Source organism: Rhodococcus sp. IEGM 27, from assembly GCF_033142305.1.
In the GTDB taxonomy this organism is placed as follows: Bacteria; Actinomycetota; Actinomycetes; order Mycobacteriales; family Mycobacteriaceae; genus Rhodococcus_F; species Rhodococcus_F oxybenzonivorans.
Genome location: NZ_JAWLSG010000002.1, coordinates 23,057 through 43,630, shown reverse-complemented (window position 1 = coordinate 43,630; position 20,574 = coordinate 23,057). Strand labels below are relative to the sequence as shown.

Sequence of the window (20,574 nt, the reverse complement as noted above, 5' to 3'; positions counted from 1 at the left end):
CCGCGCCCGGTGAAAACTTCTTCTAGCGCGACAACAGCGCACGCAGGCCGCGGCGCCCGCGTGAGCGCTGGATCGCGCTGCGGAGCCCCTGCCGACGACCGGTCACGGGATCGATTGTGGCTGTGGTCTTTCCACCGAACTTGCGCTCCGATGCGGTTTCCGGTGCGTCGTCCGCCGTGGCCTTGAGGTACTTGTTCGGCAGCGACAACTTGGCGATGGTGCGCCACGACTTCGCGTACTGCACGAGGAACGGTCCCGTCGTATACGGCAGGTCGTACTTGTCGCACAGCTCACGCACGCGGACCGCGATCTCGGCGTAGCGGTTGCTCGGCAGATCGGGGAACAGGTGATGCTCGATCTGGTAGCTGAGGTTGCCGGACATGAAGTCCATGACCTTGCCGCCCTCGATGTTTGCGCTACCGAGCATCTGGCGCAGGTACCACTCGGCGGGCGTTTCCTTGTCGATGTCCGCCTTGGTGAACTTCTCTGCACCGTCCGGGAAGTGACCGCAGAAGATGATGGCGTTGGTCCACACATTGCGGATCATGTTGGCGCTGACGTTGGCCGTCAGCGTGCTCTTCCACGCCGGGCCGGTAATCGCCGGGTGCACGACATAGTCCTTGAGGATCTGCTTGCCGATCTTTTCGCCGACCTCGCGGAGCTTGCGCTGAGTCTCCTCCTTCGGCACGCGCCCCTTGGCGACCTTGCCGAGCTCGAGGTGCTGGGCCGCAATGCCGTATTCGAAGAACAGTGCCAGCAAGGTGTTGTACACGAGGTTGCCGGCATTGAACGGCTTCCACCGCTGATCACGGGTGACACGCAGCAGCCCGTATCCCACGTCGTCGTCCATACCGAGGACGTTGGTGTACTTGTGGTGAATGTAGTTGTGGGTCTGCTTCCAATGGGCGGACGGCCCCGTGACGTCCCACTCCCACGACGTGGAGTGGATCTCCGGGTCGTTCATCCAGTCCCACTGGCCGTGCATCACGTTGTGGCCGAGTTCCATGTTCTCGATGATCTTCGAGAGGGCGAGCATGGCGGTGCCCGCCAACCAGGCCGGGCGGCGTTTGCTCGCGAAGAGAACGGCCCGGCCACCGATTTCGAGCGACCGCTGCAACCGAATGGTATTGCGGACGTACCGTGCGTCACGTTCGCCGCGGGATTCCTCGATATCGCGCCTGATCGCATCCAGCTCGCGTCCGAGCGCCTCGATGTCGGCTTCGGTGAGATGTGCGTATTCCTTGACGTCTGCAATCGCCATGGGGAACCTCCTCCTGGCTGGGTCGACAGTTCACACCCGTAGGCGCTGACATGACCTACCGTACCGTAAGTTACGACACCGTAGGTTACCTCAGCGTAGGTGTGATGGGAATCACCGTCGACGGCGAGGAATCTTGGCCTCCGCGCGGGCCCGGAGGGCCGACAGCAGACCTCGGCGCTGCCCCGTCACAGGATCCGTACGCAGCGTTTCGACCATGGCGGCACCAGCGTCGCGAGCGTCGCGGAACTTGCGCTCCGAGGAGGTCTCCGGAGCGTCGTCCGCCGTCGCCTTGAGCATCCAGTCGGGTAGCGCAAGTTTGTGGATGGTGCGCAGCGCCAGCAGGTACTGCTTGGCCAGCGAGCCCGTCGTGTAGGGCAGGTCGTACTTCTCACACAGCGCCCGCACCTTCACCGCGATCTCGGGGTAGCGGTTGCTGGGCAGATCCGGGAACAGGTGATGCTCGATCTGGTAGCTGAGGTTCCCGCTCATGAAACCCATGACCTTACCGGAATCGAAATTGGCGCTGCCGAGCATCTGTCGCAGGTACCACTCGTGCCGGGTTTCGTTCTCGTACTCCTCCACGGTGAACTTCTCGGCACCGTCCGGGAAATGGCCACAGAAGATCACCACGTACGCCCACAGGTTGCGGACCAGATTGGCGGTGGCGTTCGCCGACAACGTCGACTTCCATGCGGGTCCCGCGAGCACCGGGAAGAGAAGGAAATCCTTGCCGACCTGACGGAAGATCTTGCGTGCGAAATCCTTGTTCGCCTGCGAGTTGAGCTGACCCTTCTCCACACCCTCGAGCTCGGCCGCGAACGTGAGGTCGTGCAGCGCGATACCCCATTCGAAGGTAGCTGCCAGAACGATATTCGCGATCGGCTGCAGCAGATTGATCGGCCGCCACTCCTCGTCGCGGGTCATCCTGAGAATGCCGAAACCCACATCGGAGTCCATTCCCACGATGTTGGTGAACGTGTGGTGGGAGTAGTTGTGGGCGCGCTTCCAATGCTCCGACGGACCCGTCTGGTCCCACTCCCAGGACATCGAGTGGATCTCCGGATCGTTCATCCAGTCCCACTGGCCGTGCATCACGTTGTGGCCGAGTTCCATGTTCTCGATGATCTTCGAGAGGGACAGCATGGCGGTGCCGACGAGCCAGGCCGGGCGGTACTTGCTTCCGAACAACGCGAGCCGGCCACCGAGCTCCAGCAGCCGCTGGGTCCGGATCGCTCGGCGAATGTAGCGGGCGTCGCGAACGCCTCGCGAATCCTCCACATCGAGCCGAATCGCGTCCAGCTCCCGCCCGAGCGATTCGATGTCCGCTTCGGTGAGGTGTGTGAATTCTTTGATGTCGGTGATTGCCACCGTGCTCCTCCGTCTGGTCAGAGACTCCGAGAATAGCCGAGACAGATGAACAACACGCCGACGCTTACGCGTCGAGTGTGCAGTCACCCGCCGCGGACGAGATGCACGTCTGGACGCGGTCTCCCTCGGCGTGCTGCTTCCCGGACCTCAGATCGATGGCATGTCCCGACAGAATCGGCACGACGCAGGTCTGGCAGATACCCATCCGGCAGCCGAAGGGCAGCAGTGCCCCGGCCTTCTCGCCGGCCTCGAGCAGGGTGGTGGCGCCGTCGATCGTCATCACTTTGTCCGCTTTGGCGAAGGTCACGGTGCCGCCTTGACCCGAGGTGTCCGCCCGGGAGACCGCGAACCGTTCGAGGTGCAAGCGATCCTCGATGTCCTCGTCCCGCCACAGCGTCTCGATTTCGTCCAGCATCGGCAGCGGCCCGCAGGCCCACGTCTGCCGCTCCCGCCAGTCCGGACACACGTCGTCGAGGGAGGACAGCGCAAACTTGCCTTCGGTGCGGGTGAGCTGGATCTTGCACCGGAAGTCGTCGTGTTCGTCGTGCAGGCGGGTCAGTTCCTCCGCGAACATGACGTCGGCATCGGTGGGCGCCGAGTGGACGTGGAACACGTCGGGAAGCTGGCCGCGGCGGTTCATCGTGCGCAGCATGGCCATGACCGGAGTGATTCCGCTGCCGGCGGTGAGGAACAGGATGCGCTCCGGCGGGGGGTCGGGCAGGGCGAAGTTCCCGGTAGGCGTCGCGAGTCGCACGATCGTCCCGGACGGCACGCCGTTGACGAGGTGACTGGACAGGAATCCCTCGGGCATCGCCTTGACCGCAATAGAGATGAGCTTGTCGTCCCAGTTGGGCGGGGAGGTGAGCGAATACGAACGCCAGTGCCATCGGCCGTCCACGTGAAGTCCGATGCCGATGTACTGACCGGGCTCGTAGTTGAAGTCGAATCCCCAGCCGGGCTTGATGACGATCGTGGCGGAATCGGCCGTCTCGGCGCGCACGTCGACGATCTGGCCGCGCAGCTCCCTGGCCGACCACAGCGGATTGGCCAGATGTAGATAATCGTCCGGGAGCAACGGCGTCGTGAGCCGTGCGGCCGCACCACGCAACCAATTGAGTTTGGACCGCTTGGCGGGCACCACCGCTGCTGCGGGCGCCTCGATCCAATCCTTCAGACCCATCAAACCTCCACCTGTCTCGTCGTGACCTACGCTACCGTAGGTTACCGACTTACGGTACCGTAGGTTACCTCGAGGTAGGGATGCGGTCCTCCCGGGACGACCCTGAGGTCAGAGCAATTCCAGGAGAAAAGAAATCTCCTGGGTGGCATACCACGCGAGCACGTGATCCTCGGCGTCGCCGAGCACGAATTCCGCATCCGGGTCGCCGAGGTCCGCCTCGTCGATCGCCGCGACGGCCCGCTCGATGTCCGGTTCGGCCTCCGCCAGATCGACATGGACCGACGCCACCTGAGCGAGAGTCACCGGCCCCGGTAACCGCACCACGGCATCGTCGAGATCGGGGCGCGGCGTGACGTCGTCCACGTCTGCTGCCACGACCACCCGCCGGAAACGGACGCCGTCGCTGCCCTCCGCCAACCGGCCCGCGATCAACCGGAGCGAAGCCCGCGCGGCCTCACCCATCGCCACCTCGGCTAGCTCCTCGTCGTCGCCCGACGAGTAAGCCTCACGCAGGGTGGCGGTGACAGCGAACGCGGTCCGGCTCATCGGATCGAACTTCGACTCGGTCACCAGCTCGTGCAAAATTTCGATCGTCGCGGGAACGTACACCCTCGTCATGTGTCACCCGTCATTCGCAACGCGGACTTCTCACCGGCTGGCATCCAACAACTCCTCGAGAGATTGGTACAGCAGCGCCGCCACCACGTCCACATCGGCCATCGCATCACGGTCTGCATTCAAACCGTAGTAGACGTTGCCGTCGTAAGAGGTCAGCGCAATGCTCAATGTCTGATTTTTCAGAAGCGGCGACACCGGGTACATCTCGAGCATGCGCGCTCCGCCGACGTACAGCGGCATCTGCGGACCGGGCGCATTGGTGATCATCAGATTGAACATCCGCTGCGAGAAGCTGCTCGCCGCACGGGCACTCATCGCGTGCAGGGTGGCAGGCGCGAACCCGGACAGCCGCACGAGCGTCTGAGCCGTCACGCGCCGACTCTGCTTCGCGTGCGCCTCCATCGCATGCGCCACGTGTGAGAGTCGCACCACCGCATTCGGTTCCCCCACGGGCAGGTCGATGAGGAACGACGACACCATGCTCCGCGGATCCGACCACTCACCACGCTGGCCCAGGTCTACGTCCGTGTCGGGGTCGACGTACACCGACATCGGTACCATGGCGCGCACCGTGGTCGATTCGGCGACCGGCTCGCCGCGCGAGAGTAACCAGTTCCGCAGGGCACCCGACACTACGGCGAGGATGACGTCGTTGACCTCGCACCCATACCGTGCGCGGATCTTTCGATAATCCCCCAGTTCGGTCTTGACCACGGCGAAGCGCCGGTTACGGGAGATGGTCGCATTCAGCGGGGTCGCGGGCGCGACCTGTGTGGCGGTACGCACCACAGCGGCCAACTTCCCCACCGCGCGCACGGTCTCGCCGAACGCAGACGCCATGCCGCTCAGGGTCATTCGCAACGACGCCAGCCCCTCCCCGGGCCGCGCCAGGATGTCGGCGAGGGCGCCGGCGACGAGGGTGGTCTCGCTCGGCTCCGGGCTGGGCATCCACAATTCCTCCGCCATGGGTCTGCGTGTCTTCGCCGAATCGAGAATGACCTGACCGATTTCGGGTGCCGTCTCCCCGTCGACGAGGGAGGAATGCGACTTGGTGAAGATCGCAAAGCGGTTGTTCGACAAGCCCTCCACCAAGTACATCTCCCACAGGGGGCGGGTGTTGTCGAGAGGCCGCGACGTGAGGCGCGCGACCAGATCATGTAGCTGCGCGTCCGAACCCGGCTTCGGCAACGCCGATCGCCGGACGTGGTACTCGATGTCGAAATCCTGATCGTCCACCCACACCGGACGTGACAATCCCAACGCCACCTCCCGCACCTTCTGCCGGTACCGCGGCACCAGACTCAGGCGTTCCTCGACGAGACGAAGTAACTCCTCGTAGGACAACCCATTTCGGGGCTTGCGGAAGATGGCGAGCGAACCGACGTGCATCGGCGTGCTACTTGCCTCGAGAAAATAGAACGACGCGTCCTGCGTTGTCAGTCTCGTCACCATGTCGACGCCTGTTCCCCTTGCATTCCGTCTCGATCCACGTCGAGAAGCACCGCCAGCTCGCTCGCGGTCACCACGCCGTCGACGTGGTGCACACCCACCATCCCGACAGCCACCGCACCGCGAACGTTGACCGCCAGGTCGTCGACGAAGATACAGTCCCGCGGTTCCAAACCGAGCACTTCGGCCGTCAACCGGTATATGCGCGGATCGGGCTTGGCCACACCGACATCGCCGGACAGCACCACCCGGTCGACCAGCCGGCCGTCACCGAGTTTCCGCAACCACTCACCCCCGGGACCGCCGGGGTCGTTACTCAGGATCGCGGTCCGGACGCCGCGACGCCGCGCGTCGGCGAGGACCGCCGACAGCCCGTCGAAGTCCGAACCGGGGCCCACGAGCACACCACCGACGTCCACAATCAATCCCCGCACGACCCCACCCTAAGGTTCCCTGCGTGGTTCGGCGACACGACCGTTGAATCCGTGCAAGGATGGCCGCTACGACGGCCGTCTCATGCCGAAACCGGGGGGAAGAAATGAGTGAGTCCTACACGTTCCTGTCACGCGTGCCCAACTACGAACCGGCGGCCGGTGAGGCGCTGGGCGCGGCCGGTCCGGCCGTATTGTCCGGCACCCGGCGAGCACCGGGTCGGGGCCGTCACTCCTCACCGGCGCGTAGCTCGGCGCACTCCGGCACCTCGCCGCGCTCCTCGCCCGACGTCACTCGTCCTCGCGCCGCACCCGACGCACAGCGCTTCACCGAACACGCATTCCGGCTGGTGCTGGAAGTACTGGATCGGCGGCGCAACGTGCGGCAGCTGCGGCCCGTGGTCGTTCCCTCACTGCTGGACGTGGCACGGACTCTCGCTCTTGCCGAGTCACCGTCGAGACGGCTCGGAGTGGCAACCCTGCTCCGTGTCCACCTTCGGGTACTCGACGACAACACACTCGAGGCCTTCGGCACCTACGGACGGGGACCGCGGGTGTTCGTGATAGCAGCCCGTGTCGAACGGAAATCCGACACGGGCTGGATCGTCACCTCAATGGTGGTCGGCTGACGAAGCGGCTCAGCGCTTGCGCTTGGACCGCGGCGCCTTCTTACCCTTCGACTGCGACCGTGCAGCATCACGTCGCTGGCGCCGGGTTCCCGGGTCCGAGTTGGTGTCGCTGCCGGTGCCGCGGCGGCTGAGCTGGGCGTTGCCGTCCTCCGCCGGACCCGAATAGGTCAGACCACGCGGCTCCGCCTCGTCCAGTCCCTTCGCGCGCAGGGCAGACGGTGCAGCGGTGCCCTGAGCCTGACGTGCCGCCTCCTGGGTGGGCAGCGGCCGGGCAGGAGCGGGCGTCGGCGAACCAGACGCCGTCGCGGCCGCCGAGGACGCCGTCACATTGACGCCGGGGGCGGCCGCCTGCTGCGGCGCAGCGGCCTCGACCTGCAGATTGAACAGGAATCCGACCGACTCCTCCTTCAGGCCCTCGAGCATGCCGGTGAACATGTCGAAACCCTCGCGTTGGTACTCGACCAGCGGGTCGCGCTGCGCCATCGCACGCAGACCGATTCCCTCTTTGAGGTAATCCATTTCATACAGGTGCTCGCGCCACTTGCGGTCGAGCACACTCAGCAGCACCCGCCGCTCGAGTTCGCGCATGGCACCCGCACCGGCTGCGGCGTCGATTTCTGCTTCCCGGCGTGCATACGCCTGGTGTGCATCCTCGAGAAGCATCTCGCGGAGTTCGTCGCTGGTGACGTCCTTCACCTCACCGTCGGAGCCGTCTCCGACGATTTCCTTGTAGTCGAGGCCGATCGGGTAGAGCGTCTTCAGCGCGGTCCACAGCTGTTCGAGATCCCAGTCCTCGACGTACCCCTCGGAAGTGGCACCGTCGACGTACGCGGTGACCACGTCCGTGATCATCTTCTCGACCTGGCCCTCCATGTCCTCGCCTTCGAGGATCTGGCGGCGCTCCTTGTAGATGACCGTGCGCTGCTGATTCATCACCTCGTCGTACTTGAGAACGTTCTTCCGGATCTCGAAGTTCTGCTGCTCCACCTGCGTCTGTGCACTCTTGATGGCCTTCGAGACCATTTTCGCCTCGATCGGAACGTCGTCGGGCAGGTTGAGCCGGGTCATGATCGACTCGAGCGCCGCGCCGTTGAACCGTCGCATCAACTCGTCACCGAGCGAGAGGTAGAACCGTGACTCGCCCGGATCGCCCTGACGTCCGGAGCGACCACGAAGCTGGTTGTCGATTCGCCGGGACTCGTGCCGCTCGGTACCGAGTACGTACAGTCCGCCCGCTTCCCGGACCTTGTCCGCATCGGCTTTCACCTCCGCCTTGACCTGCTCGAGAACCTCGTCCCACGCCGCCTCGTATTCCTCGGGCGTGTGGACGGGATCGAGTCCCCGCTTGCGCAGGGCGATGTCCGCGATGATGTCGGGGTTGCCGCCGAGCACCACGTCGGTTCCACGACCGGCCATGTTGGTTGCCACGGTGACAGCCCCGGACCGGCCTGCCTCGGCGATGATGGTGGCTTCCTGCTCGTGGAACTTCGCGTTCAGCACGTTGTGCGGCACGCCCCGCTTGGTGAACTGCTTCGACAGATACTCGGACCGCTCGACGCTCGTGGTGCCGATCAGGACGGGCTGCCCCTTCTCGTGCCGCTCCACCACATCGTCGACCACGGCGTCGAACTTGGCCTCTTCGGTCTTGTAGATGAGGTCACCGTTGTCGACGCGGACCATCGGCCGGTTGGTGGGGATCGGGATGACACCGAGGTTGTAGATCTGGTGCAGCTCAGCGGCCTCGGTTTCCGCAGTACCCGTCATGCCCGACAACTTGTCGTACAGCCGGAAGTAATTCTGCAGCGTGATCGTGGCGAGCGTCTGATTCTCGGCCTTGATCTCCACCTTCTCCTTGGCTTCGATCGCCTGGTGCATGCCCTCGTTGTAGCGGCGACCGACGAGGACACGACCGGTGAACTCGTCGACGATGATCACTTCGCCGTCGCGGACGATGTAGTCCTTGTCCTTCGTGTAGAGCTCCTTCGCCTTGATGGCGTTGTTGAGGTAGCTCACAAGCGGCGAGTTGGCAGCCTCGTACAGGTTGTCGATACCGAGCTGGTCCTCGACGAGCTCGACGCCCGCTTCGTGCACACCGATCGTGCGCTTGCGGATGTCGACTTCGTAGTGGACGTCTCGCTTCAGCATCGGCGCGATACGCGCGAACTCCGCATACCACTTGCTCGACGCATCGGCGGGTCCGGAAATGATGAGGGGGGTTCGGGCCTCGTCGATCAGGATGGAGTCGACCTCGTCGACGACGGCGAAGGCATGACCACGCTGAACGAGATCGTCCAGCGAGTGCGTCATGTTGTCGCGCAGGTAGTCGAATCCGAACTCGTTGTTCGTGCCGTAGGTGATGTCTGCGGCATAGGCGGCGCGCCGCTCGGCGGGAGACATTCCGGACAGGATCACGCTCGTCTCCATACCCAGGAAACGGTGAACTCGTCCCATCCACTCCGAGTCGCGCTTGGCGAGGTAGTCGTTGACCGTCACGACGTGGACGCCGTCGCCGGCGATGGCATTGAGATAGGCGGGCAGAACGCAGGTGAGGGTCTTGCCTTCACCGGTCTTCATTTCGGCGATGTTGCCGAAGTGCAGCGCAGCCCCACCCATGATCTGCACATGGAAGTGCCGCTGGTCGATGACGCGCCACGACGCCTCGCGGGCCACCGCGAACGCCTCGGGGAGCAACTCGTCGAGCGATTCACCGTCGCGGTAGCGCGAGCGGAACTCGTCGGTCTTCGCCCGCAACTGCTCGTCGGTCAGGTCTTCGACCTCGGACGACAGCGAGGAAACGTGGTCGGCGATGTGCTTGAGCCGCTTGACCATGCGACCTTCACCAACACGGAGCAGCTTGGATAGCGACAGCGACGGCACAGTCTTGTTCGTCCTCAATCTTCGGCGGTGGGTGGGTGACACACAAAATCCGGCCGGAGGTCCGAGAACCCCGGCCGGATTCCATGGTAGGCGCTCTTCGGTGCGGACGAGTAGACCGACCGCTCACACCGTCACGTGGGACGAGTGCAGATCACGCCAGGCGGATGAGTCCGTAGTCGAACGCGTGCCGCCGGTAGACGACGGAAGGCTTGTCCGACTCCTTGTCGTGGAACAGGAAAAAATCGTGTCCTACCAGCTCCATCTCGTACAGAGCATCGTCGATGGTCATCGGTGTAGCCTTGTGTTCCTTGGTCCGCACCACCTGACCCGGCCTGTGCTCATGCGACTGCGATTCCTGGCCGTCGAGGGAGATGTCGGGATTGATACCGAGACTCTCGTCCTCGGCGAGTGCAGCAGTGGCCTCTGCCACAGATACCGGGGTCTTCTCCCCGTAATGGACCTTCTTTCGGTCCTTGGTGCGGCGGAGCCTGCTCTCGAGCTTCGCGGTGACCGACTCGAATGCTGCATAGAAACTGTCGGCCGACGCTTCGGCTCGGGCTACCGGCCCTTTGCCTCGGGCAGTGATCTCGACGCGCTGGCAGCTCTTCCTCTGGCGTCGATTGCGTTCGTGCTGTAGTTCGACATCGAACAGGAAAATGGAGGGGTCGAAGCGCTCGAGGCGCGACAGCTTCTCGGAGACGTACACACGAAAGTGGTCGGGAACCTCGACGTTGCGTCCCTTGACGACGATATCGGCGCTAGGGGCATCGGTCTTCTCTTGTGCATCCGTGGTGCGTTCGTCGATGAAAACCGAAGCTTGCGAAGGGGTCGTCACTCGTACCTCCCGATTACGGCCCCGCCCCGAAATGGGCGGCGGCGGATTTGAGCAATGCCGGGAAGGGGTCCGCCCGGCACCAGGTTCGAAGTACCACCTCCTACCTGTGTTTCGGGTGTGTCCGCGACGCTAGTACGTAACTCGCGCGAGTGCCACTGTTCGGCGCAATTTCATACGACCGACACCGAGATTGTCGCGGCCTCGCCGCGAGGTCAGCCGACACCGGCAAGGACTACCACCGAGGAAACCGGAATGCCGGCGCCGGACAGCACCCGGATCGACTCGGCCGCGGTCGCCCCCGTGGTCGAGACGTCGTCGATCAGGACTACCGTCTTACGTTGCGCCGCAGACCTTTCCGAACACAAATGCTGTGCGAATCGGTGGCCGCGCGGGGTGAGGAGAACACCACCCTCGAGGTTTACTCTACGTTGATCCGCGGACAGTCCGACGGAATCACGCACCCCTCTGCGCATGGCCAGCGCCGGACACACCCGGGACGCTCCCACCGCGGCGACAGCGATCCGGGTTACGGGATCGCCACCCCGCATCCTGGCCGCCCGCGAACGCGTGGGAGCGGGCACGAGGACCACCGGCGCGACCTCGGGCGGCGCCAGTTCACCCCACTGGTGCAGCCGCGCGAGTGCGCCCGCGACAGCGGAACCGAGCGGCACCGCGAGGTCGCGTCGGCCCCGTTCCTTCGCAGCGATCACCGCCCGGCGACGTGGACCCGAATACGGACCCAACGCCCACACCGCAACTCCCGGATCGACCCGCGGCTGCAGGAGAATCGGATCGTCCGCCAACTCGGCGGCGCAGCCCTGGCACCATTGCGTACCCGGATCTGCGCACCCACCGCATTCTGCCGGCAGAATCAGATCGAGCAGCGTCCGTGAGCCGGGCAGTATGCGCATGCCGTCATCTTCCGCACCCCCACCGACAGACTCGCCCCGCCGGAATCAGCCCGGCAGAATCGGTATCGCTTTCACGCCCGTCAGCCCGGGAACCTCTCGCCAGTACCGATCCCCCGCCGGATCGTTGTTGTTCAACTGGAAGACGGCGCGCGAATCGGCGACGAACTCCGTCGTCGTCGAGGCGTCCACAGCCACCACCGGGGCCGTGAGGTTACGGCTCGGCAGGGCGTCCATCCGTGAGCCGTCGACCGCGATCTGCACCACCGGAATATCCGAGGCCGCACGTGCGACGACGATCGTGTCACTCGTGCTCCAGTCGAGCGACAGAGCCGGACTTCCGAGGCCGATCGCCACCGCGCGCGGGTTGGTGAGGGCGTACCCGCCACCGGGCTTCTGGGCCACGATGGCCAAATACACCTTGCCGTCCACGATGAGCGCCGCACGCACACCGTCGCGAGAGAGCCGAAGCTCGGTGATGGTAGACCCCAGCGCCGTGACGGCACCCACATCCACGTTCTCGACCGAGGTCCGCCCTGTTCCGGGCTCGCGCAGCACCCGGATCACGGCATTGCCGTTGACCGCCGCCCAGATCGCCGAGTTGTCGGGCGCCCACGTCGGACGGGTTATCGCGCCCCCTTCGAGCACGGACGCCGCCCCGTCTTCATAGGCGCCGACCATCAGGGCGCTCGCCGGCTCGGGCGGTGGACGTCCGGTGTCCGCGACGGCGGCCACGAGTTTGCCGTCCTGCGACAGCGCGAGAGAACGCATGTTCCGCGCCGAACCGAAGTATCCCGGCACCGGGGTCACCCCGGTCTCGGTGACACTCACCATCGACCCGTCGCGGAGGGCATGCAGACCCACTGTGGCACTCGAGGTCGCGAACGGATTCATCGACGCGACGTCGGCGGTGGTCCAGCCGTTGGGGAAACGATCGTCGAAGGGCTCACCGTCCGCGAGCAGCACGTAGGGACCGGAGATTTCCGCGTTCGCGAGGGTCCAGATCACCTGCGCCGCAAACAAACCCTTCGCTTGCTGATCCATCGGCCGTACACCGGAGAAGTCGATCCGGATGCCCCCTAGCCCCACACCCACCTGAGCGGTGCGCCCGTCCGCCTTCGTGATCGGTCCCCGGATCGACACACCCTCGCCGAGCTCGTTACGCACGGCCGGGGCGAGTGCCGACTTCGGCCCGTCGATCAGCAGACCCATCAATTGGGCCGCCATCTGATCCTGCGCGCCCGACACCCAGCGTGGATCCGGCACCACCGTCGTCCCGGCAGGGTCGAGGAAGTACAGCGATTTCCGTTGATAGGTGTTGAGGAACTGGGCCCGGTCGAGAATCACCCCGGACGGCAGCTCCGAGATCCGCCACTCCCCGCCCTGCATCTCCAGACTGATCTTCGTCTCGAAACTTCCCTCTTCTGCGACGTACAGTCCGCCCGGTTCCAGTTGCCCCACCTTGTTGGCACGGATGGTGTAGGTCGCGCGATCGGTAGACCGGGCCTCGGGCAGAACGTCGACCTTGTCGACGATGGTGGCGCTCGCCGCATCGTCCCACCTGCCGGACACCCCGGGGGTGAGGAACTGCCGTGCAGCAAGGTGGCGGCTCGACGGATCGGTGCTGGCCTTGAAGAAGTCGCGCAGGAGTAGGTCCGGTTCCCTACCCGGTGCAGGTGCGGCCACGCTCGATCCCGGCGAATCGCGGTTAATGGTGCCGATCGCCTGGGGTGTCGACGAATCCGGCAGGCTGGCACATCCACCGACCGTGACGAGCACGGCTCCCACCACAACAGCCCAGATCGACCGGATCACGGGCGACGACGCCGAGCGCATCATCCGTCCCGCTCCGTTGTATGCGACCCTTCACGATCGCCGACGTGGGCACTCTCGCGCTCGCGTGGCCCGGGGGGCCCTGAGTGTTCAGGCAACTCGCGTTTCTGCGGCACGGTCCGGGATTCGTCGACGGCGGTTTCGGGGCTGTCGTTACGCAGCGGCATCGACGTGTCCCCTGGGAAAGGCTGTCCCTGAACGTATTTGCCGGTGCCGGGTTTGAGCGGCAGCGGACTCGAGACCACCTTCCGGCCCCGCACCCTCGGCAACGTCAACCGGAAGCAAGCCCCCTGGCCGGGCTCACCCCACGCCTCGAGCCGGCCGTCGTGCAGGTTCGCGTCCTCGACACTGATGGCCAGTCCGAGTCCGGTGCCGCCGGAGCGGCGCACTCGCGAGGGGTCCGACCGCCAGAACCGATTGAACACAAGTTTCTCCTCGCCCGGCCGCAACCCGACACCTTGGTCACGCACGATGAACGCTGCGGCACTGTCGTCGGCACGCAGACGCAGCAGCACCGGTTTGCCCTCCCCGTGGTCGATGGCATTGGCGAGGAGGTTGCGCAGTATCCGTTCGACGCGGCGCGGATCCACCTCCGCCATGACAGCCTGGTCCGGCAGGTCGACGATCAGTTCCGTCCCGCTCTCGCGCGCGAGATGCCGCACCGTGGACACGGCGGCTCGCGCGCACATCCGCAGGTCGAGTTGCTCGGCCGCCAGCTCGGCGACACCGGCGTCGTGGCGGCTGATCTCGAGCAGATCGACCAACAGGCCCTCGAACCGGTCCAGTTCGGCGACGAGTAGCTCGGAGGAGCGCCGGAGCACGGGGTCGAGTTCGTCGCTGCCGTCGTGGATGAGATCGGCCGCCATCCGCACGGTGGTGAGCGGCGTGCGCAGCTCGTGGCTGATATCCGAGGTGAAGCGCTTCTGCAGGTTGCCGAACTCCTCCAGCTGGGTGATCTGCTTGGACAGACTTTCTGCCATCTCGTTGAACGACATCGCCAGCCGGGCCATGTCGTCCTCACCGCGCACGGGCATGCGCTCCTTCAGACGGCCGTCGGCGAACCGCACCGCGATCCGGGAGGCGGACCGAATCGGGAGGACCACCTGCCGGGCCACGAGGAGCGCGATGGCCGCCAGGAGCACGGCAAGCACCGCGCCACCGACGAGCAGAGTCCCGCGTACCAGCGACAGGCTGCGGTCCTCGCTCGCCAACGGGAAGATGAGATACAGCTCGAGTGTCGAGATGGCCGAGGCCGTCGGGCTTCCGACGATCAGCGCGGGGCCGGAGTATCCCTCAGGGTCGTTCACGGTGGCGAACTGGTAGCTCACCTGACCCGCCTGCACGAACGCCCGCAGCGACTCCGGTATCTGATCCGCAGGACCACTCGAGGTCGGCGCGCGCGACCCGTCACCGGGCACGATCAGCACCGGGTCGAATGTGCCTGCCGATCCGGAATCCTGACCGGCGTCCGGCTCCCTGTTCGTGAGTGCAGCGCGGGCACCGTCGAGCTGTGTGGTGGGCGAACTGGTGTCTTCGGCCCCGGCCAGCTGCCCTTCGACCGTGCTCCGAGCGCGGTCCATCTCCTCGGTCGCGGCGTTGATCTTCGTCTCGAGCAGCCGATCGGTGATCTGGCTGGTGAGCACGACTCCGAGGACGACGATGACGATGAGCGACAACGTCAGCGTCGACACGACCACCCTCAACTGCAGCGAGCGACGCCACGTGTGCGCGAGGGTATTACTCAGTGAGTGACCCCACCGAAGGATCGGCGATACGCGTCGGTTGACACGACGCCGCCATCGGGAAACACCTGTCACGGCGGTCCGGCCTTGTAGCCGACCCCCCTGACCGTCAAAACCACTTCGGGATTCTCGGGATCAGTCTCGACTTTGGCGCGCAGACGCTGAACGTGCACGTTGACCAGTCGGGTATCGGCTGCATGACGGTAACCCCACACCTGCTCGAGCAGAACCTCACGGGTGAACACCTGCCGCGGCTTGCGGGCCAGCGCAACCAGGAGATCGAATTCGAGGGGTGTGAGGGAAATCAGGTCTTCGCCCCGGCTCACCTTGTGAGCGGGAACATCGATGACGATGTCGGCGATGCTGAGCAGTTCGGCAGGTTCGTCCTCGGTCCGGCGAAGCCGCGCGCGAACCCTCGCCACCAGCTCCTTCGGCTTGAACGGCTTCATGATGTAGTCGTCCGCGCCGGATTCCAATCCCAGAACCACGTCGACAGTGTCCGTCTTCGCCGTCAGCATCACGATCGGCACACCGGAGTCGGCGCGGAGCACCCGGCACACGTCGATACCGTTCATCCCGGGCAGCATCAGGTCGAGTAACACCAGGTCCGGGCGAGTCTCCCGGACTGCGGTGAGCGCCTGGGTCCCGTCCCCCACCACGTACGGGTCGAAACCTTCGCCGCGGAGAACGATCGTGAGCATCTCCGCGAGCGCAGTGTCGTCGTCGACAACCAGAATCCTTGGCTTCATGTCCCTATCGTTGCATCTTCGGAGCCCGTAACAGCCCGTTCGCCGTTACGGCGTGCCGTGTTCTTTCACGCCACGGCGTCCCGTGCCGTCATTCAAGAGTGCCAGGTTTTCGGCGAGCGTGAGCGGATCGGTGTCCGGGGACAGCACCCACCACGGCGATATCCAGTCGGCCGCGGCCAGTTGTCGGTACACCTCACCGGTGCGTTCCTGCAGCCCGCGGTCGCGCTCGTAGGCGTCGAGCGCCCGGCTCGCGTCTTCCGACTCACGTCCGCGCGCACGTTGTTCGGCCAGAGCCACGGGCACATCGAGGTACAGCTGGAGGTCGGGCCGGGGCAGTGCCAGGCGACCGTATTCGAGCTCCCGTACCCAGTCCACGAATTCGCCGTCTGCGCCCTGATGCAACCGAGCGGCCCCGTAGGCGGCGTTGGACGCCACGTAGCGATCGAGGAGGACGATGTCGCAGCCGGCGAGCAGTTCGGACATCTCCGCGATCGCGCCGGACCGGTCGAGGGCGAACATCACCGCCATCGCGTGCACCGATCCGCTGAGATCGCCGTGTGCCCCCTTCAGCGCCTCCGATGCCAGATCGGCATGGACGGAGCGACCGTATCGAGGGAAGTCGAGGGTGCCGACCCGGAGCCCCGCCTCGTCAAGTCGCTTCTGGACGGCCGTGACCAGTGTCCGTTTGCCTGCGCCGTCGAGGCCTTCGAGCGCGACGAGCGTTCCGACAGAAGTGGTTCCCACGGGGAAGAAGGCTATCCCCCCGGCCCGCACGCAGCGGACCGGGGGACGCCATCATCTCTAGTAGCGGTAGTGCTCGGGCTTGTACGGTCCCTCGACATCGACGCCGATGTACTCCGCCTGCTCCTTGGTGAGCTTGGTGAGCGTGCCACCGAGTGCCTCGACGTGGATCTTCGCGACCTTCTCGTCCAGGTGCTTGGGCAGCCGGTACACCTCGTTGTCGTACTCGTCCGGCTTGGTCCACAGCTCGATCTGAGCGATGACCTGGTTGGAGAAGCTGTTGCTCATCACGAACGACGGGTGGCCGGTGGCGTTGCCGAGGTTCAGGAGTCGTCCTTCGGACAGCACGATGATGGAGTGACCGTCCCCGAAGCGGAACTCGTCCACCTGGGGCTTGATGTTGATACGGGTCACCTCGCCCGACCGCTCGAGACCGGCCATGTCGATCTCGTTGTCGAAGTGACCGATGTTGCCCAGGATGGCCTGGTGCTTCATCTGCTTCATGTGCTCGAAGGTGATGATGTCCTTGTTGCCGGTGGACGTGATCACGATGTCCGCCCAGCCGATGGCCTGCTCGACCGTCTTCACCTCGAAGCCGTCCATGAGCGCCTGCAGCGCGTTGATCGGGTCGACCTCGGTCACTGCGACGCGCGCACCCTGTCCGCGGAGCGCCTCGGCGCAGCCCTTGCCGACATCGCCGTAGCCACAGACCAGCGCGGCCTTGCCACCGATCAGGACGTCGGTACCGCGGTTGATGCCGTCGAGCAGCGAGTGGCGGGTGCCGTACTTGTTGTCGAACTTGCTCTTGGTGACCGAGTCGTTGACGTTGATCGCCGGGAAGGTGAGCTCACCGGCAGCCGCGACCTGGTACAGGCGCAGAACTCCGGTAGTGGTCTCCTCCGTGACACCCTGCACGGATTCAGCGATCTTCGACCACTTGCCCTTGTCGGCCTCGAGGGAGCGGCGCAGCAGGTTGAGGAAGACCTTGTACTCGTCGGAATCCTGCTCGTCGTCGGTGGGGGGCACGACGCCGGCCTTCTCGAACTGCGCACCCTTGAGGACGAGCATCGTGGCGTCACCGCCGTCGTCGAGAATCATGTTCGCCGGCTTGTCGGCGTCCGGCCAGGTGAGCATCTGCTCGGCGGCCCACCAGTACTCCTCGAGTGTTTCGCCCTTCCACGCGAAGACCGGGGTTCCCTTCGGCTCCTCCGGCGTCCCGTGTGGACCGACCACGATGGCGGCAGCGGCGTGATCCTGGGTGGAGAAGATGTTGCATGATGCCCAGCGGACCTCGGCGCCCAGCGCGGTGAGCGTCTCGATGAGAACTGCGGTCTGAATCGTCATGTGCAGCGATCCGGAGATCCGTGCGCCCTTCAGTGGGAGCACCTCCGCGTACTCGCGGCGAAGCGCCATCAGTCCCGGCATCTCGTGCTCGGCGAGCCGGATCTCCTTGCGGCCGAACTCCGCGAGCGAAAGGTCCGCCACCTTGAAATCGATCCCGTTACGGCTCTCGGCCACGGGCGTGGTTGAAACTGAGGTCGTCATCTGCCTCTCCTGGTTGGCTGCTGTTTCGATCAAGGCTATCGGTACGGCCGCCGAAGGGTGACACTCAGACGACCGTCCGCGCACTCAGCCTTCCAACCGATCGGCCCCGTCGACTGCCCTGTCCACGAAAGGTCCGAGAAGAGCACCGAGATCCTCGGCAACGTTGGCCTCCGACTCGGGGGGCATCGAGATGTAACTCATAGCCAGCCGCACGATGGCGCGACTCAGAATTCCCGCGTCCACCACACTCGCTCGCACCCAGCTACGGTGGAAAACTTCTGCCAGCCGCGTCGATGCACGCTCGATGATGGGTGCACTCTCGGTCGTGATCAACCGCAGCAGGTCCGGTTTGGTCTCACCGCGTAGCAGCGACTGCACCAGCGGATCGGAGAGACTCGCGGCGAAGAACGCGGTGAAGCCTGACAGCAGTGCGGCTCGCCCCTGCCCGACGTGGGCGACCAGCGCCTCGTCGACCGCATCGACCAATTCGTCCGCCAACCGAAGGGCGTATGCCTCCGCAAGCCCCTGACGGGACTTGAACTCGTTGTACAGGGTTTGCCTGCTTACCCCGGCACCGGCCGCGACGTCCGACATCGTGATGTCGGACCAGTCCTTCTCGAACAACAGATCGCGCATGGCGTCGAGCACCGACTGACGCAGCAGCAGCCGCGTGGCCTCCTGGTAGGTCACTCTGACACGCGACGAAGTCATGTTCACGACATTAGTGCCCGGCACCGCACGCCGGTGCGTCCGGCACGTTTCCACGCCGGGCACTGTCATCCGGAAGTCAGCTCCGCTCGATCTCGACCATGAAGAAGTCAGCTTTCGCAGCGCCGCAATCCGGGCAACTCCAGTCTTCCGGTATGTCGTCCCAACGAGTTCCGGGTTCGATGCCGTCTTCCGGCCACCCCAGCGCCTCGTCGTATTCGAACCCGCACTGCACACACTGGTAGAGCTTGTACTCGGTCATGTCGTGCCTCCTGTTGTGATCGCCGCCTTCTCGAAGTCGAGCTTCTCCCGCACCCCGCAGTCGGGGCAGCACCAGTCCTCGGGGATCGAATCCCACTGCGTGCCAGGGGGGAATCCTTCCCGGGGTGCGCCGGTCGCCTCGTCGTACACGTACTCACAGACCGGACAGCGGTACGCGCTCATGCCCGGGCTCCGTACTTCGCGAGAACTGCGGCGCGCTTCGCGGGGTGGATGTTGACGCGGGTGACGTCCCCGTCGTAGTGAGCGAGGACCCGGGGATCCATCACCTTGCGCCACAGCGGCGGGAAGTAGGCGAGCGTAATCATGCTCGCGTAACCGCTGGGCAGATTGGGGGCGCCGTCCATGCTCCGCAGCGTCTGGTATCGCCGGGTCGGGTTGGCGTGGTGATCACTGTGTCGCTGCAGGTGGTACAGAAAGATGTTGGTGCAGATGTGGTCGCTGTTCCAACTGTGCTCGGGAGTGCAACGTTCGTAGCGACCACTGGCTGTCTTCTGCCTGCGCAGCCCATAGTGCTCGAGATAGTTGACCGTCTCGAGCAGGCAGAAGCCGAAGACGGCCTGGATCGCCAGATACGGTGCGATGCCGAGGCCGAACGTCGCCAGCAGAGCACCGAACAGCACCACCGACATCGCCCAGGCGTTGAGGACGTCGTTGTGAATCGTCCACGGTCCCTTACCCAGGCGGTCCAGCCGGGCCTTCTCGAGTCGCCACGACGACGTCAGGCTCCCCCACACGCTGCGCGGCAGGAATGCCCACAACGTTTCGCCCATGCGGGAACTCGCGGGATCCTCGGGCGTGGCGACCCGCACGTGGTGACCGCGGTTGTGCTCGATGTAGAAGTGGCCGTAGAACGATTGCGCCAAGGTCACCTTCGACAGCCACCGTTCGAGCTCGTCCTTCTTGTGGCCCAGCTCGTGTGCGGTATTGATCCCGATTCCTGCCACACAGCCGATGCTGATCGCGAGGCCGATCTTCGAGAGCACCCCGAGGCCACCCTCGATACCCAGCCACCCGAGATCGGATGCGGACCATAGGTAGCAGGCCGTCACGAGACTGAGAATCTGGAAGGGAATGTAGGCGTAGGTGCAGTACCGGTAGTACTTGTCGTTCTCGAGCCGGTCCATCACCTCGTCGGGCGGGTTCTCGCCATCCGGGCCGAAGAACACGTCCAGAATCGGCAGCAGGACGTAGACGAGCAGTGGGCCGATCCACCACCACACGGGCGCCACCGCGTCGAGTCCGATTCGACCCGAGGCCCACACGAGGCCGATCGCGAGAAACACCGCAGTGGGCGGTATGAGTCCCAGTAGCCATAAATAGCGCTTCTTGTCCCGCCACTGTTCGGTCGATATCGCCGGTTCCGCCTGTGGACGTATTGCCATGTCCGCTCCTTCGCTTTCACCTCATACGTGAGGCAG

19 protein-coding genes are annotated in these 20,574 nt (G+C 64.9%); 1 reads left to right on the top strand and 18 read right to left on the bottom strand.

From position 1 onward, the window contains the following. Window positions 1–22: 22 nt before the first annotated feature. The 6 genes from R4P95_RS06510 to R4P95_RS06485 form a co-directional block, all read right to left on the bottom strand. On the bottom strand, window positions 23–1,261 hold the full coding sequence (locus R4P95_RS06510) for a fatty acid desaturase family protein (protein ID WP_213577311.1): 1,239 nt from the start codon (window positions 1,259–1,261) through the stop codon (window positions 23–25). Window positions 1,262–1,372: 111 nt separating this feature from the next. Next, window positions 1,373–2,629 carry an acyl-CoA desaturase gene (locus R4P95_RS06505; RefSeq protein WP_317746432.1) on the bottom strand — a complete coding sequence of 419 codons (1,257 nt, stop codon included), beginning with the start codon at window positions 2,627–2,629 and terminating at the stop codon, window positions 1,373–1,375. 64 nt (window positions 2,630–2,693) lie between these two features. Beyond that, window positions 2,694–3,809 carry a ferredoxin reductase gene (locus R4P95_RS06500; protein ID WP_213577307.1) on the bottom strand — a complete coding sequence of 372 codons (1,116 nt, stop codon included), beginning with the start codon at window positions 3,807–3,809 and terminating at the stop codon, window positions 2,694–2,696. Between the two features lie 108 nt (window positions 3,810–3,917). Beyond that, entirely contained in the window at window positions 3,918–4,427 is a 510-nt protein-coding gene (locus R4P95_RS06495) for a DUF6912 family protein (protein ID WP_317746431.1), read from the bottom strand. 30 nt (window positions 4,428–4,457) lie between these two features. Next, on the bottom strand, window positions 4,458–5,879 hold the full coding sequence (locus R4P95_RS06490; RefSeq protein WP_213577303.1) for a WS/DGAT/MGAT family O-acyltransferase: 1,422 nt from the start codon (window positions 5,877–5,879) through the stop codon (window positions 4,458–4,460). Beyond that, window positions 5,873–6,310, bottom strand: coding sequence for an HAD-IA family hydrolase (locus R4P95_RS06485; protein WP_213577301.1), 438 nt, complete (start codon window positions 6,308–6,310; stop codon window positions 5,873–5,875). The genes R4P95_RS06490 and R4P95_RS06485 overlap by 7 nt, the downstream gene beginning before the upstream one ends. Window positions 6,311–6,414: 104 nt before the next feature. On the opposite strand from R4P95_RS06485, the gene R4P95_RS06480 reads away from it, so the two are divergent. Beyond that, complete coding sequence (locus R4P95_RS06480) at window positions 6,415–6,936, top strand: Rv3235 family protein (protein ID WP_317746430.1); 522 nt, start codon at window positions 6,415–6,417, stop codon at window positions 6,934–6,936. 9 nt (window positions 6,937–6,945) lie between these two features. On the opposite strand, the gene secA is transcribed toward R4P95_RS06480, so the two are convergent. The 12 genes from secA to R4P95_RS06420 form a co-directional block, all read right to left on the bottom strand. Next, the gene (gene secA, locus R4P95_RS06475) at window positions 6,946–9,813 is read right to left on the bottom strand and encodes a preprotein translocase subunit SecA (protein ID WP_317746607.1); all 2,868 of its coding nucleotides are present in this window, start codon (window positions 9,811–9,813) and stop codon (window positions 6,946–6,948) included. A gap of 151 nt (window positions 9,814–9,964) precedes the next feature. After that, a complete protein-coding gene (gene hpf / locus R4P95_RS06470; RefSeq protein ID WP_213577297.1) occupies window positions 9,965–10,648 on the bottom strand; it encodes a ribosome hibernation-promoting factor, HPF/YfiA family in 684 nt (227 codons plus the stop codon). Window positions 10,649–10,860: 212 nt separating this feature from the next. Then, on the bottom strand, window positions 10,861–11,559 hold the full coding sequence (locus R4P95_RS06465) for a ComF family protein (RefSeq protein WP_213577295.1): 699 nt from the start codon (window positions 11,557–11,559) through the stop codon (window positions 10,861–10,863). 45 nt (window positions 11,560–11,604) lie between these two features. Next, window positions 11,605–13,395 carry an MtrAB system accessory lipoprotein LpqB gene (gene lpqB, locus R4P95_RS06460; RefSeq protein WP_317746429.1) on the bottom strand — a complete coding sequence of 597 codons (1,791 nt, stop codon included), beginning with the start codon at window positions 13,393–13,395 and terminating at the stop codon, window positions 11,605–11,607. Further along, the gene (gene mtrB / locus R4P95_RS06455; protein ID WP_213577292.1) at window positions 13,392–15,206 is read right to left on the bottom strand and encodes an MtrAB system histidine kinase MtrB; all 1,815 of its coding nucleotides are present in this window, start codon (window positions 15,204–15,206) and stop codon (window positions 13,392–13,394) included. Before mtrB ends, lpqB begins: the two co-directional genes overlap by 4 nt. Continuing rightward, entirely contained in the window at window positions 15,203–15,880 is a 678-nt protein-coding gene (gene mtrA, locus R4P95_RS06450; RefSeq protein WP_213577290.1) for an MtrAB system response regulator MtrA, read from the bottom strand. Before mtrA ends, mtrB begins: the two co-directional genes overlap by 4 nt. 45 nt (window positions 15,881–15,925) lie before the next feature. Continuing rightward, window positions 15,926–16,624, bottom strand: coding sequence for a dTMP kinase (locus R4P95_RS06445; RefSeq protein ID WP_249354533.1), 699 nt, complete (start codon window positions 16,622–16,624; stop codon window positions 15,926–15,928). A 57-nt stretch (window positions 16,625–16,681) separates the two neighbouring features. Beyond that, window positions 16,682–18,166, bottom strand: coding sequence for an adenosylhomocysteinase (gene ahcY, locus R4P95_RS06440; protein WP_213577289.1), 1,485 nt, complete (start codon window positions 18,164–18,166; stop codon window positions 16,682–16,684). An 84-nt stretch (window positions 18,167–18,250) separates the two neighbouring features. Then, window positions 18,251–18,877, bottom strand: a complete 627-nt coding sequence (locus tag R4P95_RS06435; protein ID WP_109335204.1) for a TetR/AcrR family transcriptional regulator — start codon at window positions 18,875–18,877, stop codon at window positions 18,251–18,253. A 76-nt stretch (window positions 18,878–18,953) separates the two neighbouring features. Continuing rightward, the gene (locus R4P95_RS06430) at window positions 18,954–19,136 is read right to left on the bottom strand and encodes a rubredoxin (protein ID WP_109331265.1); all 183 of its coding nucleotides are present in this window, start codon (window positions 19,134–19,136) and stop codon (window positions 18,954–18,956) included. Then, window positions 19,133–19,318 (bottom strand): rubredoxin, encoded by a 186-nt coding sequence (locus tag R4P95_RS06425; RefSeq protein ID WP_213577288.1) that lies wholly within the window; start codon window positions 19,316–19,318, stop codon window positions 19,133–19,135. Before R4P95_RS06425 ends, R4P95_RS06430 begins: the two co-directional genes overlap by 4 nt. Then, window positions 19,315–20,538, bottom strand: a complete 1,224-nt coding sequence (locus tag R4P95_RS06420; protein WP_213577286.1) for an alkane 1-monooxygenase — start codon at window positions 20,536–20,538, stop codon at window positions 19,315–19,317. The genes R4P95_RS06425 and R4P95_RS06420 overlap by 4 nt, the downstream gene beginning before the upstream one ends. Window positions 20,539–20,574: the final 36 nt, after the last annotated feature.

What these genes read in the sequence shown, in the direction of transcription:
- R4P95_RS06510 (WP_213577311.1), bottom strand. Translation starts at nt 1,261, where the DNA reads ATGGCGATTGCAGACGTCAAGGAATACGCACATCTCACCGAAGCCGAC.
- R4P95_RS06500 (WP_213577307.1), bottom strand. Translation starts at nt 3,809, where the DNA reads ATGGGTCTGAAGGATTGGATCGAGGCGCCCGCAGCAGCGGTGGTGCCC.
- R4P95_RS06495 (WP_317746431.1), bottom strand. Translation starts at nt 4,427, where the DNA reads ATGACGAGGGTGTACGTTCCCGCGACGATCGAAATTTTGCACGAGCTG.
- R4P95_RS06490 (WP_213577303.1), bottom strand. Translation starts at nt 5,879, where the DNA reads ATGGTGACGAGACTGACAACGCAGGACGCGTCGTTCTATTTTCTCGAG.
- R4P95_RS06480 (WP_317746430.1), top strand. Translation starts at nt 6,415, where the DNA reads ATGAGTGAGTCCTACACGTTCCTGTCACGCGTGCCCAACTACGAACCG.
- R4P95_RS06465 (WP_213577295.1), bottom strand. Translation starts at nt 11,559, where the DNA reads ATGCGCATACTGCCCGGCTCACGGACGCTGCTCGATCTGATTCTGCCG.
- lpqB (WP_317746429.1), bottom strand. Translation starts at nt 13,395, where the DNA reads ATGATGCGCTCGGCGTCGTCGCCCGTGATCCGGTCGATCTGGGCTGTT.
- mtrA (WP_213577290.1), bottom strand. Translation starts at nt 15,880, where the DNA reads ATGAAGCCAAGGATTCTGGTTGTCGACGACGACACTGCGCTCGCGGAG.
- ahcY (WP_213577289.1), bottom strand. Translation starts at nt 18,166, where the DNA reads ATGACGACCTCAGTTTCAACCACGCCCGTGGCCGAGAGCCGTAACGGG.
- R4P95_RS06435 (WP_109335204.1), bottom strand. Translation starts at nt 18,877, where the DNA reads ATGACTTCGTCGCGTGTCAGAGTGACCTACCAGGAGGCCACGCGGCTG.
- R4P95_RS06430 (WP_109331265.1), bottom strand. Translation starts at nt 19,136, where the DNA reads ATGACCGAGTACAAGCTCTACCAGTGTGTGCAGTGCGGGTTCGAATAC.
- R4P95_RS06425 (WP_213577288.1), bottom strand. Translation starts at nt 19,318, where the DNA reads ATGAGCGCGTACCGCTGTCCGGTCTGTGAGTACGTGTACGACGAGGCG.
- R4P95_RS06420 (WP_213577286.1), bottom strand. Translation starts at nt 20,538, where the DNA reads ATGGCAATACGTCCACAGGCGGAACCGGCGATATCGACCGAACAGTGG.